Genomic DNA, 15,811 nt, shown 5'->3' on the forward strand with positions numbered 1-15,811 from the left:
TAGGTTTACGAGTCTACACCAAACTGACAACGAAACGTATATCAATATGGCTCATTCTTCTCGCTGGACAATGTCGCAAGTCACCGAATTATTTGAAAAACCACTGCTTGATCTGCTGTTTGAAGCGCAACAGATTCATCGTCAGCACTTCGATCCGCGGCAGGTACAGGTCAGTACGCTGTTGTCGATTAAGACCGGCGCCTGCCCGGAAGACTGCAAATACTGCCCGCAAAGTTCCCGCTATAAAACGGGTCTGGAAACTGAACGCTTGATGGAAGTGGAACAGGTACTGGACTCGGCGCGTAAGGCGAAGCAGGCCGGTTCAACGCGGTTTTGCATGGGGGCGGCGTGGAAGAACCCGCACGAGCGCGATATGCCTTACCTGGAACAGATGGTTCAGGGCGTGAAAGAGTTGGGGCTGGAAGCTTGTATGACGCTGGGCACGCTCAACGAAACCCAGGCCCAGCGCCTGGCCGATGCGGGTCTGGATTACTACAACCATAACCTCGACACCTCGCCGGAATTTTACGGCAATATCATCACCACCCGGTCTTATCAGGAACGTCTGGATACGCTGGATAAAGTGCGTGAAGCCGGGATTAAAGTCTGCTCAGGCGGTATTGTCGGATTAGGCGAAACGGTCACCGATCGCGCCGGTCTGCTGCTGCAATTAGCCAATCTGCCGACGCCGCCTGAAAGCGTGCCGATCAACATGCTGGTGAAAGTGAAGGGCACGCCGCTGGCGGATAACGACGACGTCGACGCGTTTGATTTCATCCGCACCATCGCCGTGGCGCGCATCATGATGCCAACCTCTTACGTGCGTCTTTCTGCCGGGCGCGAGCAGATGAACGAGCAAACCCAGGCGATGTGCTTTATGGCCGGGGCTAACTCGATTTTCTACGGCTGCAAATTGCTGACCACGCCGAACCCGAATGAAGATAAAGATTTGCTGTTGTTCCGCAAGCTGGGTCTCAACCCGCAGCAAACGGCGGTGCTGGCCGGGGATAACGAACAGCAACAACGTCTGGAGCAGGCGCTGCGTACCCCGGATACCGACGATTACTACAACGCGGCAACCGTATGACCTGGCAGCAAAAAATTGACGATGCGCTCACGGCGCGTCGTTGCGCTGATGCGTGGCGTCGGCGCTATGCGGTGACTCAGGGCGCCGGTCGTTGGTTGCAGACCGACGGCCGCCAGTATCTGAATTTCTCCAGCAACGACTACCTTGGCTTAAGCCATCATCCGCAGATTATCTGCGCGTGGCAGCAGGGAGCTGAACGTTTTGGCGTCGGCAGCGGCGGATCGGGTCATGTCAGCGGTTATTCCGTGGCTCACCAGGCGCTGGAAGAAGAGCTGGCGCAGTGGCTGGGCTATTCGCGGGCGTTGTTATTTATCTCCGGTTTTGCCGCTAATCAGACGGTGATAGCCGCATTGATGGAAAAAGACGATCGCATTGTCGCCGACAGGCTTAGCCATGCCTCGCTGTTGGAGGCCGCCAGCCTTAGCCCTGCTGTTTTACGTCGCTTTCCCCATAACGATCCGCAACATCTGGGTCGTCTGCTGACTGTCCCCTGTCCGGGGCAGCAGCTTGTGGTCACTGAAGGCGTATTCAGCATGGATGGCGACAGCGCGCCGCTCGCTGAAATCCACGCGGTGGCGGAACGTCACGGTGCGTGGCTGCTGGTGGACGATGCGCACGGCGTTGGCGTAACCGGTGAAGAAGGGCGCGGCTCCTGCTGGCGACAGCAGGTCAAACCCGAACTGTTAGTGGTGACGTTTGGTAAAGGATTTGGCGTCAGCGGCGCGGCAATCCTGTGTTCTGACAGCGTGGCCGACTATCTGTTGCAGTTTGCCCGTCATCTGATCTACAGCACCAGTATGCCTCCGGCGCAGGCTCAGGCTCTGCGCGCCGCGCTGGCGGTGATCCGCAGCCGTGAAGGCGATGAACGCCGGGAAAAGTTAGCGATGCTGATCCAGCGTTTTCGCGCCGGGGTGAATACGGCGGGCTTAACGCTGGCGAATTCTACCAGTGCTATTCAGCCGCTGATTGTTGGTGATAACCATAAAGCCTTACAGCTGGCGGATGCGCTACGACAACAGGGATGCTGGGTGACGGCAATTCGCCCGCCGACGGTGCCCACCGGTACGGCCAGATTACGGCTGACGCTGACGCAGGCACATGAGGTGCAGGATATCGATCGTCTACTGGAGGTGTTGCATGGCGCAGGTCAATAAACAGGCGATTGCCGCCGCGTTTGGCCGCGCTGCCACTCACTATGAGCAACACGCAGAGTTACAGCGTCAGAGTGCCGATGCGTTACTGGCGCTACTGGATGGCAGCACGTTCTCGCAGGTATTGGATGCGGGCTGTGGGCCGGGGCGTATGAGTCGCTATTGGCGCGAGCAGGGGAGCGAGGTTTGCGCGCTGGATCTGTCATCGCAAATGCTGGCTGAAGCGCAGCGTCACGATGTCGCCCATCACTATCTGCTGGCGGATATCGAAGCCATCCCGCAGGCAACTGCGAGCTTTGACCTGGCTTGGAGTAATCTGGCCGTACAGTGGTGTAGCGACCTGCGCGGCGCGTTAAGCGAGCTTTACCGGGTGGTGCGTCCTGGCGGGACGGTGGCGTTTAGTACCCTGGCGCAGGGGTCGATGCCGGAACTTCGTCAGGCCTGGCAGGCGGTTGACGATCGGGAGCATGCCAACCGTTTTTTGCCCGTGGAACAACTGGAAAACGCCCTGTATGACTGGGATGTTGAATACCAGTCTCATGCCGTCACGCTGTGGTTTGATGATGCGCTGAGCGCCATGCGCTCGCTAAAAGGCATTGGCGCGACGCATTTGCATGATGGGCGCGAGCAGCGTGTGCTAACGCGCTCTCAGCTGCGCCAGCTACAGTTAGCCTGGCCCTGTCAGCAGGGGAAATACCCGCTGACCTACCATCTTTTTTTAGGAGTAATTCAACGTGACTAAAACGTATTTTGTCACCGGGACGGACACCGAAGTCGGTAAAACTATCGCCAGCTGTGCGTTGCTTCAGGCTGCGGGACAGCTGGGGTTGCGAACCGTCGGCTACAAGCCGGTGGCGTCAGGCAGTGAAATGACAGCTGATGGCCTGCGAAACAGCGATGCGTTGGCATTACAACGCAATAGCGTTGTGGCGGCGGACTATGCGGCGATCAATCCCTACACCTTCGCCGAACCCACCTCGCCGCATATCATCAGCGCCGACGAAGGTCGTCCCATTCTGGCTTCCGTGATGTCTGCAGGGTTACGCACGCTTGAAGCGCAGGCTGACTGGGTACTGGTGGAGGGGGCAGGGGGATGGTTTACGCCGCTTTCGCCAACGCTGAGTTTTTCCGACTGGGTCAAAACTGAGCAGTTGCCGGTGATTCTGGTGGTTGGCGTTAAGCTCGGCTGCATCAATCACGCTATTCTGACCGCCCAGGCGGTGCAGCAGGCCGGACTGACGCTTGCCGGATGGGTAGCCAATGATGTGACGCCGCCCGGCAAACGTCATGCGGAATACATGGCGACGCTGAAGCGCGTGATTCCGGCACCTGGGCTGGGGGAAATTCCCTGGCTGGCAGAAGATCCTGAGCAGGCATCGACCGGACGTTATCTCGATCTCAGCATTTTGTCTTTGACGGCATCAGCCGGTTGAATCGAGGCGGGAAATAACGCTGGTCGCTATTGCAGTACGCGGACAAGAATATGGTGAAAATGCGAGCAAGATCTCGGCTCTCACTGACCGCCTCGTTAGCTGATAAATATCAAAAAATAGCGATAATTTTTTTTTATCCCCTCGGAAAAGAGAGTCAGTGCGTTTTTGCCAGGCTACAGTCCACACGGGCTGGAGGCAGTTATCCACTATTCCTGTGGATAACCTTGTGTATTAGGGTTAGAAAACACAATGTAAGCGAGAGAAGACGCGGCCTGCGACTAAATTGATGCGAAAGACGGCTTGAGATAATAATCATTAAATTACAGGTGGTTAGATAAAATCAATGGCTGTCGCAGAAGTGTCATGTGTTGCCATAAAACTTTCATCGGCTGGCTTGACAAATGTTAAAAAAGGCATTGGTTTGGGGATAACACATTTTTGCTGGTGTTTTATTTTGTCTGGGGGCAAATTTTGGCCTGCAGCCACGGCCATTTGACGGGTGTAACAGAAATATTCTGGCGCGTTACTGTTTTTTCATCCAGTATATTTTACTGGCAAAATATACTACTGCGAGTAAAATTACACACCTGCCCGCCCATTGCTTCAGGTAGCTGCTCATGAGTAAACCGTTCAAACTAAATTCCGCTTTTAAACCCTCTGGCGATCAGCCTGAGGCGATACGTCGCCTGGAAGAAGGTCTAGAGGACGGTCTGGCGCATCAGACGCTGCTGGGGGTGACGGGCTCGGGGAAAACATTCACCATCGCGAATGTAATTGCGGACCTACAGCGTCCTACCATGGTGCTGGCGCCTAACAAGACGCTTGCTGCGCAGCTGTACGGTGAGATGAAAGAGTTCTTTCCGGAAAACGCGGTGGAATATTTTGTCTCCTACTACGACTATTATCAGCCGGAAGCTTACGTACCGAGTTCTGATACCTTCATTGAGAAGGATGCATCGGTCAACGAACACATTGAGCAGATGCGTCTGTCGGCGACCAAAGCGCTGCTGGAACGTCGTGACGTCGTTGTGGTGGCGTCGGTTTCCGCCATTTATGGTTTGGGCGACCCGGACCTGTACCTGAAAATGATGCTGCACCTTACGGTGGGGATGATTATCGACCAGCGCGCGATCCTGCGTCGTCTGGCGGAGCTGCAATATACCCGTAACGATCAGGCATTCCAGCGCGGGACCTTCCGCGTGCGCGGTGAAGTTATCGACATTTTCCCGGCTGAATCCGACGACATTGCGCTGCGCGTGGAACTGTTCGATGAGGAAGTCGAGCGTTTGTCGCTGTTTGACCCGCTTACCGGGCAGGTTGAATCGACCATTTCCCGCTACACCATCTATCCGAAAACGCACTACGTCACGCCGCGCGAACGTATCGTGCAGGCGATGGAAGAAATTAAAGTCGAGCTGGCAGACCGCCGTAAAAATTTGCTGGCGAATAACAAGTTGCTGGAAGAGCAGCGCTTAAGCCAGCGTACACAGTTCGATCTGGAAATGATGAACGAGCTGGGTTATTGCTCGGGGATTGAAAACTATTCCCGCTATCTGTCCGGACGCGGTCCAGGCGAGCCGCCGCCGACGCTGTTTGATTACCTGCCGGCCGATGGTCTGCTGGTGGTAGATGAATCCCACGTCACTATTCCGCAAATTGGTGGCATGTACCGTGGCGACCGGGCGCGTAAAGAGACCCTGGTCGAATACGGATTCCGTCTGCCCTCGGCGCTGGATAACCGTCCGCTTAAATTTGAAGAGTTTGAGGCGCTGGCCCCGCAGACCATCTACGTCTCGGCAACGCCGGGGAACTATGAGCTGGAGAAATCCGGTGATGACGTGGTTGATCAGGTGGTACGACCGACCGGCCTGCTGGATCCGGTGATAGAAGTGCGTCCGGTGGCGACGCAGGTTGACGATCTGCTGTCGGAGATCCGCACGCGTGCGGCGATTAACGAACGTGTGCTGGTCACCACGCTCACCAAACGCATGGCGGAAGACCTCACCGAATACCTCGAAGAGCACGGCGAGCGGGTGCGCTATCTGCACTCCGACATCGATACCGTGGAACGCATGGAAATCATTCGTGACCTGCGTCTGGGCGAGTTTGACGTGCTGGTGGGTATCAACCTGTTACGCGAGGGCCTGGACATGCCTGAGGTCTCGCTGGTGGCGATTCTGGACGCAGACAAAGAAGGGTTCCTGCGCTCTGAACGCTCACTTATCCAGACCATCGGTCGCGCGGCGCGTAACATCAACGGCAAGGCCATTCTCTACGGCGATAAAATTACCGCCTCGATGGCCAGGGCGATTGGTGAAACTGAACGTCGCCGCGAGAAGCAGCAGCGTTACAACGAAGAGCACGGTATTACGCCGCAGGGGCTGAACAAGAAAGTGGTTGATATTCTGGCGCTGGGTCAGAATATTGCGAAGACCAAGGCGAAGGGCAAAGGGAAGTCACGTGCGGGTACGAAGTCTGACGTTGTCGAACTGGATATGACGCCAAAAGCTTTGCAGCAGAAGATTCACGAGCTGGAAGGGCAAATGATGCAGCATGCGCAGAATCTCGAATTTGAAGAGGCAGCGACGATCCGCGATCAACTGCATCAACTGCGCGAGTTATTTATTGCGGCATCGTAAACTTGTGCCGGATGCGGGGTATCCCCTTATCCGGCCTACGGGGTGCTTGCGTTTGTCGGCCTGATAAGCGCAGCGCATCAGGCAGGTCCGTTCAGCCTAATGCCTGTACCGCTTTCTCCAGAGCGCGGTGCAGCAGCTGACGGTCATGACGGTACGGAATATCGCTGGCCTCCAGTACTTCCTGAATCACAATGCGGCCGGTAACGGCGGAAACATCTACTTTCGGGCCGACAACCACCGCGTCTATCACTTTCTTGCCAACGTACTGTTCGATGATTGCCAGCTTATCGTTAAGCGTCAGGCTGGCTGCTGGCAGGCTTAATTCGCGACCCAGGTTGCCAATGTAGACCATCCTGGCGGGGGTACGCCGTAATGCCTGCGCCAGTTCGTCGAGCAGCAGGATCGGCATCAGGCTGGTATAAAAACTGCCTGGTCCTATCAGAATCAAATCCGCTTCGGCGATTGCCTCAACCGCTTCTCGCGTGGTGGGGACTTTTGGCGACAGCATCAGTTCCTGAGGAGGGATAGTGAGCTGATCGATATTCACTTCGCCATAGACTTCATGCCCCTGATCATCAATAGCCATCAGGTCCACCGGCAGCTCTGACATCGGAATTAAATGCGCATCCACCTTCAGCAGGTTGCGAATTAAATTAATGGCCTCCAGAGGCCGCACGCTGAGGTGATCGAGCGCCTTTAACATTAAATTTCCGAGGTTATGTCCGGAAAGCTCGCCATTACCGCCAAAACGGTATTCAAACATAGCGGATGCAACGCTGGGTTGGGTAATTAACTGGTTCAGGCAGTTACGCATGTCACCCCAGGCGATGCCGCCTTCAGAACGACGAATACGCCCCGTGGAGCCGCCATTATCCGTGGTGGTTACGATACCCGTCAGTCGTGAACCTAAAGGGGAAAGTGAGGAGAGAACGCGTCCTAATCCATGCCCTCCGCCGAGAGCGACAACGCGATCTAAATCTGCCAGCGTGCGAGTGCGCATAGAGTTTCCTGATATCAATTGATCGGCGCTACAGTACCGTAAATAGCGTGTTTTCAGCAATTATCCAGTTGGCATTTGCCGAAATTAATTTTCGGCGATCTACCCCTTTCTGACGACATGCACCTGACAGCAAGATGATGTATATCAATGCAAAACTGTGGTTTTTGCTTATTCTGTAGCGAAATTGCACGATCATGACGCTATATACATATTTATACAGCGTAAGTGTGCTTGGCATTATCGCCATTTACACGCTAGTATCGGCATAACCACTACGTACTCAAAGTATGATGAGTATAAACACTCTAGCCTCTGCACCTGGGTCAAATGATACGGTGCTTTGGCCGTGGCAATGCTCGAACGAGATTGTCACCAGGGCGCAGGAAGAAATGACTGCGTCTCCCGTATTTGGAAAGGTGTACATGGGCTCTCAGCTTACCGATGCTTTCGCGCGTAAGTTTTACTACTTACGTTTGTCGATTACCGATGTGTGTAACTTTCGTTGCACCTACTGCCTGCCGGATGGCTATAAGCCCGGTGGAGTCACCAATAACGGCTTTTTGACCGTTGATGAAATTCGCCGCGTCACCCGAGCGTTCGCCAGCCTGGGGACGGAAAAAGTGCGCCTGACAGGGGGCGAACCCTCATTACGTCGCGATTTTACCGATATTATTGCCGCTGTGCGTGAAAACGACGCCATCCGTCAGATTGCGGTAACGACCAATGGTTATCGTCTGGCGCGCGATGCTGCCGCCTGGCGCGATGCAGGTCTGACGGCACTCAACGTCAGCGTCGACAGTCTCGATGCCCGTCAGTTTCACGCCATTACCGGGCAGGACAAATTTCAGCAGGTGATGGCGGGCATTGACGCCGCCTTTGATGCCGGTTTTGAAAAAGTGAAGGTCAACACGGTGTTGATGCGCGATGTAAACCATCATCAACTGGACACCTTCCTGGCGTGGATCCAACCGCGTCCTATTCAACTGCGTTTTATTGAACTGATGGAAACGGGCGAGGGCAGCTCTCTCTTCCGTAAGCATCATATCTCAGGGCAAGTACTGCGCGATGAGCTTCTGCGTCGCGGCTGGATCCACCAGCAACGCCTGCGCAGCGACGGTCCGGCTCAGGTTTTCTGTCATCCAGATTATGCTGGCGAAATTGGTCTGATCATGCCTTATGAGAAAGACTTTTGCGCCACCTGTAATCGTCTGCGCGTTTCCTCTGTCGGCAAGCTTCATCTGTGTTTATTTGGTGAAGGCGGCGTAAGCCTGCGTGACTTGCTGGAAGATGACGCTCAGCAATCCGCGCTGGAAGAACGCATTTCAACCGCGCTGCTGGAGAAAAAGCAGACCCATTTCCTGCATCAGAACAATACCGGTATTACGCAAAACTTATCTTACATTGGCGGCTGATCGCTAAAAGGAGTTTTCATGAGTCAGGTAAGCGCTGAATTTATCCCGACACGCATTGCTATTCTTACTGTTTCCAACCGTCGCGGCGAAGAGGATGACACCTCTGGTCACTACCTGCGTGACTCGGCGCAGGAAGCGGGCCATCAGATTGTTGACAAGGCGATTGTCAAAGAGAACCGCTATGCCATCCGCGCCCAGGTTTCCGCCTGGATTGCCAGTGACGATGTGCAGGTCGTGCTCATTACCGGCGGCACCGGACTGACCGAAGGTGACCAGGCGCCGGAAGCGCTGCAACCGCTGTTCGACAGAGAAGTTGAGGGTTTTGGCGAAGTATTCCGTATGCTCTCGTTTGAAGAGATCGGCACCGCGACGCTGCAATCCCGGGCAATTGCCGGGGTCGCGAATAAAACGCTGATTTTCGCCATGCCGGGTTCGACCAAAGCGTGTCGTACCGCCTGGGAAAATATCATTGCGCCGCAGCTTGATGCCCGTACGCGTCCGTGTAATTTCCACCCACATTTGAAGAAATAAGTATGTCGCAACTGACTCATATTAACGCCGCTGGCGAAGCCCACATGGTGGATGTCTCTGGTAAAGCAGAAACGGTACGCGAGGCGCGTGCTGAAGCATTCGTGACGATGCGTAGCGAAACGCTGGCGATGATTATCGATGGTAGCCACCATAAAGGCGACGTTTTCGCCACGGCGCGCATTGCCGGTATTCAGGCGGCCAAACGGACCTGGGATCTTATCCCGCTGTGTCACCCGCTGATGCTGAGCAAGGTCGAAGTTAACCTGCATGCCGAACCGGAACACGATCGTGTACGCATTGAGACGCTGTGTCGCCTGAGTGGGAAAACCGGTGTGGAAATGGAAGCGTTAACGGCGGCCTCCGTGGCGGCGTTGACCATCTACGACATGTGCAAAGCGGTACAAAAGGACATGGTGATTGGTCCGGTGCGCCTGCTGGCAAAAAGTGGTGGTAAGTCGGGCGATTTTAAGGTGGATGCGCATGATTAAGGTTCTTTTCTTTGCCCAGGTCCGTGAGCTGGTCAACACGGATGCGTTAGAGGTCACCGCTGAATTTGCAACGGTCGAAGCGCTGCGCCAGCATCTGGCGACGAAAGGCGATCGTTGGGCGCTGGCGCTGGAAGACGGCAAGCTGCTGGCGGCGGTGAACCAGACGCTGGTCAGTTTTGACCACCCTCTTAACGCGGGTGATGAAGTGGCTTTCTTCCCACCGGTAACCGGAGGTTAAGATGGCTGAGACGCGAATTGTTGTCGGGCATGCGCCGTTCAGCGTTGGGGAAGAGTATCCCTGGCTTGCCGAGCGCGATGAAGACGGCGCGGTGGTGACCTTCACCGGTAAAGTGCGTAACCACAATCTCGGCGACAGTGTGCAGGCGTTAACGCTGGAACACTATCCCGGCATGACCGAAAAAGCGCTGGCGGAGATTGTCGACGAGGCGCGTACGCGCTGGCCATTAGGTCGCGTGACGGTGATCCATCGCATTGGCGCGCTGTGGCCCGGCGACGAAATCGTTTTTGTCGGCGTAACCAGCGCGCATCGTAGTAGCGCGTTTGAAGCCGGGCAGTTCATTATGGATTATCTGAAAACCCGCGCACCGTTCTGGAAGCGCGAGGCCACGCCGGAAGGTGAACGTTGGGTGGATGCCCGTGACAGCGATAAGCTAGCAGCAAAACGCTGGTAGAGTACAATTGTTGTAGGCTCATACTGATTCAGGAGATTGTCATGGACCGATTCCCACGATCCGATTCTATTGTGCAGGCGCGTTCCGGTCTGCAAACGTATATGGCGCAGGTTTATGGCTGGATGACCTGCGGGTTGTTGCTGACGGCGTTTATCGCCTGGTATGCGGCAAATACGCCCGCGGTAATGATGTTTGTCTTCTCCAGTAAAATCACCTTCTTTGGCCTGATTATCGCCCAGCTTGCGCTGGTGTTCGTTTTGTCCGGCATGGTGCAAAAGCTCAGCGCCGGTATGGCAACCACGCTGTTTATGCTCTATTCGGCGTTAACCGGGTTAACGCTGTCGAGCATCTTCATCGTCTATACCTACTCGTCTATCGCCAGTACCTTTGTGGTCACCGGCGGGATGTTTGGCATCATGAGCCTGTATGGTTATACCACTAAGCGCGATCTCAGCGGTTTCGGCAATATGCTGTTTATGGCGCTAATCGGTATTGTGCTGGCTTCACTGGTTAACTTCTGGCTGAAGAGCGAAGCGTTGATGTGGGCGGTAACCTACATTGGGGTGATTGTGTTTGTCGGTCTGACCGCCTATGACACGCAGAAGCTGAAAAACATCGGTGAGCAGATCGACCTGCGCGACAGTTCAAATCTGCGCAAATACGCGATTCTTGGCGCACTAACGCTGTATCTGGACTTTATCAACCTGTTCCTGATGCTGCTGCGCATCTTCGGCAATCGTCGTTAATTATCTGTTGCCGGATAAGGCATTACGCCGCATCCGGCACTATATACACCATCATTTCGCCATTGCCTTCTCGTTTTTCGCCCGCAGCTTCTTCGCCCGACTTTCCAGCAACAGGTAGCAAATAAGCGCCAGCAGCAGCGGAATAAAATAATAGAGGACGCGATACGCAAGCAGGGCGGCGATAATCTTGCCTTGAGAAGTATCTTCTCCCGCCAGCAACGCCATAAAGACCGCCTCCAGAACACCGATCCCCGCCGGAATATGTACGATAACCCCGGCAATACTGCTCACCAGCAGCACGCCCAGCACGAAGAAATAGTTGATATCCTGACCCAGCAACAGCCAGATAATGGCTCCCATCACCATCCAGTTGGTACTGGATATCGCCATTTGCGCGATGGCGAATTTCCAGGAGGGCAGCACCAGCTTTTGGCCCCTGATGGTGATGTGGCGATGTTTAGCGAAGGCGCAAAACCACAGATAAACGACAATAATCAGTAGCAGCGCAATGCCTAAAATGCGCAGCGTACCTTCATCGATATACCAATGCGCGGGCAGCTCGACCACGCCAAAGGTAAAAATAAAACCTCCCAGCAGAATATAGCCCAACCAGTTGGTGGTAATACTCAGCGAAAAAATCCGCGTAATAGTGCTCCCCGGCAACCCGAGGCGCGAGTAGAGCCGGTAACGCATCCCAATACCGCCCACCCAGGTGCTTAACGTCAGGTTGAAGGCGTAACAGATAAACGACACCAGCATGACCTGGCGTTTTGCCAGCTTGTGCCCACAGTAATGTCGGCCGAGCAGGTCATAGCAGCCGTAGAGTAAATAACTGACGATCACCAGCCCCACGGCGCTGAGCAGGGCAGTCCGATTGTAATCCCGGATTACCGTCCAGACCTCTTCCCAGTTGACCTTGCTGGCATAAATGACCAGCAACACGATGACGGCAATGAAAAATAGCCACGTGAGTATTTTTTTCGCTAACCGCCAGCGCGGGTGTGCTTTGGCCATCAGGATTTTCCTCCGACATCCTCAGTTTGAATGCGATCCTGCGTTTCCATGGCAGGCTGTGCGGGCGGTTCTACCTCGGTCAGATGTGGTGTATGTGCGGGTAGCCAGCCGACCAGCGCCGGGAAATGGCGTAAAAAGTGGAACGCCAGCACGCTTTTAGTCAGGTTCCACCAGGTGCGTTTGGGCAGCATGGATTCATCAACCCGCTTGCAGTCCTGCGCAATAATAGGGTTCAGGTTATCGCGCAGAGTCTGGTTAAACGCACGGTCATGAATAATGAGATTCGCTTCCAGATTCAGCGACAGGCTGAGCGGGTCAAGATTGCTGGAGCCTACCGTCGCCCAATGATCGTCCATTAGCGCGACTTTGCCATGCAGAGGTTTACGGCGATATTCATAGACATGGACGCCGCCTTTTACCAGATAGTTGTACAGCAGGCGGGCGCCCACTTTCACAATCGGCATATCCGGTTCACCCTGCACGATGAGTTTTACCCGAACGCCGCGTCGGGCCGCTTTACGCAGGGCATGCAGAAAGCGATAACCGGGAAAGAAGTAGGCATTGGCAATGATCACTTCCCGTCTGGCCTGGGTAAGCATTTTCAAATAATGGCGTTCAATATCATCGCGATGTTCTTCGTTGTCGCGCCAGACAAACAGCACCTGCGCTTCGCCAGGCCGATGATTTTCGATTGCCCGATGATGACGTCGCCACCAGCGGCGTACGGCGCTCTGGCCCGGCAGGTTTTCCAGTACGAATGTCAGGATGTCGGCCACGATGGGACCTTCAACGCGTACGGCGTAATCCTGCTTGGCCTCAGGGCCGTAATCAGACATATGTTCAGCGGAATAATTGATGCCGCCGACGAAAGCAACGCGGTCATCAATGACCACAATTTTACGATGCATACGGCGAAAGAGATTAGTGCGCATGCCGAACAGACGCGGGCGCGGATCGTAGTAGCGGAAAACAATGCCAGCTGCGGTTAGCTCATTAACGAAGCTTTCGCTGAGGTCCGGCGAGCCATAGCCATCCAGCAGTACTTCGGCTTTGACGCCGCGACGTGCTGCACTCAGCAGCGCGGCATGCAGCTGTTTTCCGACCGCATCCTCAAACCAGATGAAGGTTTCGAGGATAATCTTTTGTTGCGCCTGTTCAATGGCGTCAAACACAGCGGGGTAGAACTGATCGCCGTTTTCCAGTAGTTGAATTTGATTGCCTTCACGCCAGCCAAATTTCATAAATGAATCTCCGCACTCAGAGGGGCATGATCGGACAAATGTCGCCAGTGACGCAGCGCCAGCGCCGTTGGGGTGCTGGCATTCGCATTTTTCACATAGATCCTGTCGAGACGTAGCAGGGGAAACTGCACCGGAAACGTCCGCGCCGGGCGACCGTGGGCGCGGGTAAAAATCTCGTCAAGGTCGGCATTGGCTTTCAACGGATGATTGGCTTTTTGTCGCCAGTCGTTGAAATCTCCGGCGACCACAACGGGCTCACCCTCAGGTAAGGCATTCACCCAATCTGCCAGCATAGCGAGCTGGGCCTGACGGTGAGCTTCACGCAAACCGAGATGGACACACATCACGTGAACCGGGTGGGAGAGCATCGGCGGCACGATGCGGCAGTACAGGACCCCGCGTTTTTCACTCGCGCCGACCGACACATCGCGATTTTCATAATGTTCAATAGGATAGCGCGACAGCACGGCGTTACCGTGATGCCCCTGCGGATACACGGCGTTACGTCCATAAGCGAAGTCGCTCCACATGGTATCCGCCAGAAATTCGTAGTGCGTGGTGTCCGGCCAGTTTTCCACATGCAGAGGATGCACCTCGTGTGCGCCCATTACCTCTTGCAGGCACACAATATCCGCCCCGACCGTTCTGACGGCTTCCCGCAGCTCAGGCAAAATAAAACGCCGATTGAAGGCGGTAAACCCTTTATGAGTATTAATGGTGAGCACATTGAATGAAAACCGTTCTGTTTGTCTGGCCATGATTCTCCCGTTGGCGTCACTTTCCTGATTAAAATAGTGTAGTCGTCGTCACAAAAAGATGCGGTGTTGCGGAATTTTCCGTAAAGTCCGGTACTCTGAACAATTAGTCGAAAATCCTTCAGGAGAAAAGCCATGAGGTGGCAACAACGTGTTCGTGTCGCAACGGGTCTAAGTTGCTGGCAGATTGTGTTGCATTTACTGGTAGTGGCATTGCTGGTAATGGGCTGGATGAGCGGCACGCTGGTGCACGTCGGCCTGGGATTATGCGTCGTTTACGGCGTAACGGTTTTATTAATGCTGGCCTTGCAACGTCACCATGAACAGCGCTGGCGCGACGTGGCGGATGTGCTGGAAGAACTCACTACGACGTGGTATTTCGGTGCCGCGATGATCGTACTGTGGCTGCTGTCGCGCGTGCTGCAAAACAACGTCTTGCTGGCCCTGGCGGGGCTGGTGATCCTTGCCGGACCCGCCGTGGTGTCGCTGTTGGCGAAAGACAAAAAGCTACATCACCTTGCGGCGAAACATCGCATACGCCGCTGAGCCGGTTGTGGCCGCTATCACCAACAGCGGCCACAAACTTCCCCAGACAATCTTCAGACTCGCATCCTTCAGGTAAATCTGTTTCGTGATGTCCGTAAAATGGCGGATCGGGTTTATCCACGTCAGATTCTGTAACCATACCGGCATATTTTCGACCGGCGAGACGTAGCCTGAGAGCAATATCGCCGGCATCATAAAGACAAATACGCCGATAAACGCCTGCTGCTGGGTGGCGCACAGCGATGAAATCAGCAGACCAAAGCCGACCAGCGACAGTCCGTAAATCACCATCGTGAAATAGAACAGTCCCAGTGAACCGGCAAACGGAATGTGATAAGCCCAGATGCCGATCGCCAGCACAATGGTGGCCTGAAAAGTGGCCACAATCAGCGCGGGTACTGCCTTGCCGATGAAAATTTGCCAGGTTGTAAGCGGGGAGACCAGCAGTTGATCGAGCGTGCCCTGTTCGCGCTCGCGGGCCACCGACAGCGAGGTGACGATCATCACGCCGATGGTGGTGATCATGGCGATCAGCGACGGAACCACGAACCATTTGTAGTCCAGATTCGGGTTATACCAGTTACGTACCACCAGTTCGCTGTTGTTCGGTTTTGGCTTGCCGTCCATCAGCTCCTGCTGGTACTCCTTCACGATCTGCTGCAGGTAATTGGCGGCAATTTGCGCGCTGTTCGAGTTACGCCCATCGAGGATAATTTGCATGGGCGCTTGCTGGAAGGTATCCAGATTCCGCGAAAAGTTTGCCGGGAAGCGCACCAGCAGCAGCGCTTTTTGCGTGTCGATGGTCGGCTGGATCTCCTGCGGGCTTTTCAGTAACAGAACATGCGTAAAGGCGCTGGCGCGGGCGAAGCGCTGAGTAAGCTCCACCGAGTGTTTGCCATTGTCTTCGTTATAGATAGCGATAGTGGCGTTGGTCACTTCCAGCGTCGCGGCGAACGGGAACAGAATGACCTGAATCAGCACCGGTAGAATCAGAATGGCTCGCGTCTGTGGTTCGCGTAATAGCGATTGCAGCTCTTTGCGAATCAATGTCCATAAACGATGAAACATGCCCGTCC

17 protein-coding genes and 1 riboswitch are annotated in these 15,811 nt (G+C 54.7%); of the genes, 12 read left to right on the top strand and 5 right to left on the bottom strand.

What is annotated here, in order from left to right; translation table 11 throughout:
* Nucleotides 1-46 precede the first annotated feature (46 nt).
* The 5 genes from bioB to uvrB all read left to right on the top strand — a co-directional run bounded on the left by bioB (nt 47) and on the right by uvrB (nt 6,310).
* Nucleotides 47-1,087: a biotin synthase BioB gene (gene bioB, locus FDW96_RS20720; protein ID WP_061381921.1), complete on the top strand. Its 1,041-nt coding sequence runs from the start codon at nt 47-49 to the stop codon at nt 1,085-1,087.
* The gene (gene bioF / locus FDW96_RS20725; protein ID WP_137366207.1) at nt 1,084-2,241 is read left to right on the top strand and encodes an 8-amino-7-oxononanoate synthase; all 1,158 of its coding nucleotides are present in this window, start codon (nt 1,084-1,086) and stop codon (nt 2,239-2,241) included. Before bioB ends, bioF begins: the two co-directional genes overlap by 4 nt.
* On the top strand, nt 2,225-2,980 hold the full coding sequence (gene bioC / locus FDW96_RS20730) for a malonyl-ACP O-methyltransferase BioC (protein WP_137366208.1): 756 nt from the start codon (nt 2,225-2,227) through the stop codon (nt 2,978-2,980). Before bioF ends, bioC begins: the two co-directional genes overlap by 17 nt.
* Nucleotides 2,973-3,671: a dethiobiotin synthase gene (bioD, locus tag FDW96_RS20735; RefSeq protein ID WP_137366209.1), complete on the top strand. Its 699-nt coding sequence runs from the start codon at nt 2,973-2,975 to the stop codon at nt 3,669-3,671. The genes bioC and bioD overlap by 8 nt, the downstream gene beginning before the upstream one ends.
* A 617-nt stretch (nt 3,672-4,288) precedes the next feature.
* Entirely contained in the window at nt 4,289-6,310 is a 2,022-nt protein-coding gene (gene uvrB, locus FDW96_RS20745) for an excinuclease ABC subunit UvrB (RefSeq protein ID WP_042309626.1), read from the top strand.
* Nucleotides 6,311-6,401: 91 nt separating this feature from the next.
* Here the strand turns inward: uvrB and yvcK are convergent, their stop codons facing one another.
* Nucleotides 6,402-7,310 (bottom strand): uridine diphosphate-N-acetylglucosamine-binding protein YvcK, encoded by a 909-nt coding sequence (gene yvcK / locus FDW96_RS20750; RefSeq protein ID WP_137361551.1) that lies wholly within the window; start codon nt 7,308-7,310, stop codon nt 6,402-6,404.
* 289 nt (nt 7,311-7,599) lie between these two features.
* Nucleotides 7,600-7,745: riboswitch (molybdenum cofactor riboswitch) on the top strand.
* Here yvcK and moaA point away from each other — a divergent pair.
* The 6 genes from moaA (at nt 7,733) to FDW96_RS20780 (ending at nt 11,179) form a co-directional block, all read left to right on the top strand.
* A complete protein-coding gene (moaA, locus tag FDW96_RS20755) occupies nt 7,733-8,722 on the top strand; it encodes a GTP 3',8-cyclase MoaA (RefSeq protein WP_061381916.1) in 990 nt (329 codons plus the stop codon). It overlaps the preceding riboswitch by 13 nt.
* Before the next feature lie 18 nt (nt 8,723-8,740).
* Nucleotides 8,741-9,253, top strand: a complete 513-nt coding sequence (moaB, locus tag FDW96_RS20760) for a molybdenum cofactor biosynthesis protein B (RefSeq protein ID WP_003035187.1) — start codon at nt 8,741-8,743, stop codon at nt 9,251-9,253.
* Nucleotides 9,254-9,255: 2 nt separating this feature from the next.
* Nucleotides 9,256-9,741 (top strand): cyclic pyranopterin monophosphate synthase MoaC, encoded by a 486-nt coding sequence (gene moaC / locus FDW96_RS20765; protein ID WP_061381915.1) that lies wholly within the window; start codon nt 9,256-9,258, stop codon nt 9,739-9,741.
* Nucleotides 9,734-9,979: a molybdopterin synthase sulfur carrier subunit gene (gene moaD / locus FDW96_RS20770; RefSeq protein WP_042309621.1), complete on the top strand. Its 246-nt coding sequence runs from the start codon at nt 9,734-9,736 to the stop codon at nt 9,977-9,979. The genes moaC and moaD overlap by 8 nt, the downstream gene beginning before the upstream one ends.
* Before the next feature lies 1 nt (nt 9,980).
* On the top strand, nt 9,981-10,433 hold the full coding sequence (gene moaE / locus FDW96_RS20775) for a molybdopterin synthase catalytic subunit MoaE (protein WP_137366211.1): 453 nt from the start codon (nt 9,981-9,983) through the stop codon (nt 10,431-10,433).
* Nucleotides 10,434-10,474: 41 nt separating this feature from the next.
* On the top strand, nt 10,475-11,179 hold the full coding sequence (locus tag FDW96_RS20780; protein WP_040230421.1) for a Bax inhibitor-1/YccA family protein: 705 nt from the start codon (nt 10,475-10,477) through the stop codon (nt 11,177-11,179).
* Nucleotides 11,180-11,230: 51 nt separating this feature from the next.
* Here FDW96_RS20780 and FDW96_RS20785 read toward each other — a convergent pair whose 3' ends face one another.
* Genes FDW96_RS20785 through FDW96_RS20795 form a run of 3 tightly spaced genes read right to left on the bottom strand, consistent with a single transcriptional unit; the run spans nt 11,231 to nt 14,192 of the window.
* Entirely contained in the window at nt 11,231-12,193 is a 963-nt protein-coding gene (locus FDW96_RS20785) for a YbhN family protein (RefSeq protein WP_047025514.1), read from the bottom strand.
* Entirely contained in the window at nt 12,193-13,434 is a 1,242-nt protein-coding gene (gene clsB / locus FDW96_RS20790; protein WP_061381914.1) for a cardiolipin synthase ClsB, read from the bottom strand. The genes FDW96_RS20785 and clsB overlap by 1 nt, the downstream gene beginning before the upstream one ends.
* Nucleotides 13,431-14,192 carry an endonuclease/exonuclease/phosphatase family protein gene (locus tag FDW96_RS20795; protein ID WP_042309615.1) on the bottom strand — a complete coding sequence of 254 codons (762 nt, stop codon included), beginning with the start codon at nt 14,190-14,192 and terminating at the stop codon, nt 13,431-13,433. The genes clsB and FDW96_RS20795 overlap by 4 nt, the downstream gene beginning before the upstream one ends.
* Nucleotides 14,193-14,324: 132 nt before the next feature.
* Between FDW96_RS20795 and FDW96_RS20800 the strand changes: the two genes are divergently transcribed.
* On the top strand, nt 14,325-14,735 hold the full coding sequence (locus tag FDW96_RS20800) for a YbhQ family protein (protein ID WP_042309614.1): 411 nt from the start codon (nt 14,325-14,327) through the stop codon (nt 14,733-14,735).
* On the opposite strand, the gene FDW96_RS20805 is transcribed toward FDW96_RS20800, so the two are convergent.
* Entirely contained in the window at nt 14,697-15,803 is a 1,107-nt protein-coding gene (locus FDW96_RS20805) for an ABC transporter permease (protein WP_003831543.1), read from the bottom strand. The two genes, FDW96_RS20800 and FDW96_RS20805, sit on opposite strands and share 39 nt — an antisense overlap.
* Nucleotides 15,804-15,811: the final 8 nt, after the last annotated feature.

Source organism: Citrobacter sp. TBCS-15 (assembly GCF_005280815.1).
Lineage (GTDB): Bacteria > Pseudomonadota > Gammaproteobacteria > Enterobacterales > Enterobacteriaceae > Citrobacter > Citrobacter werkmanii.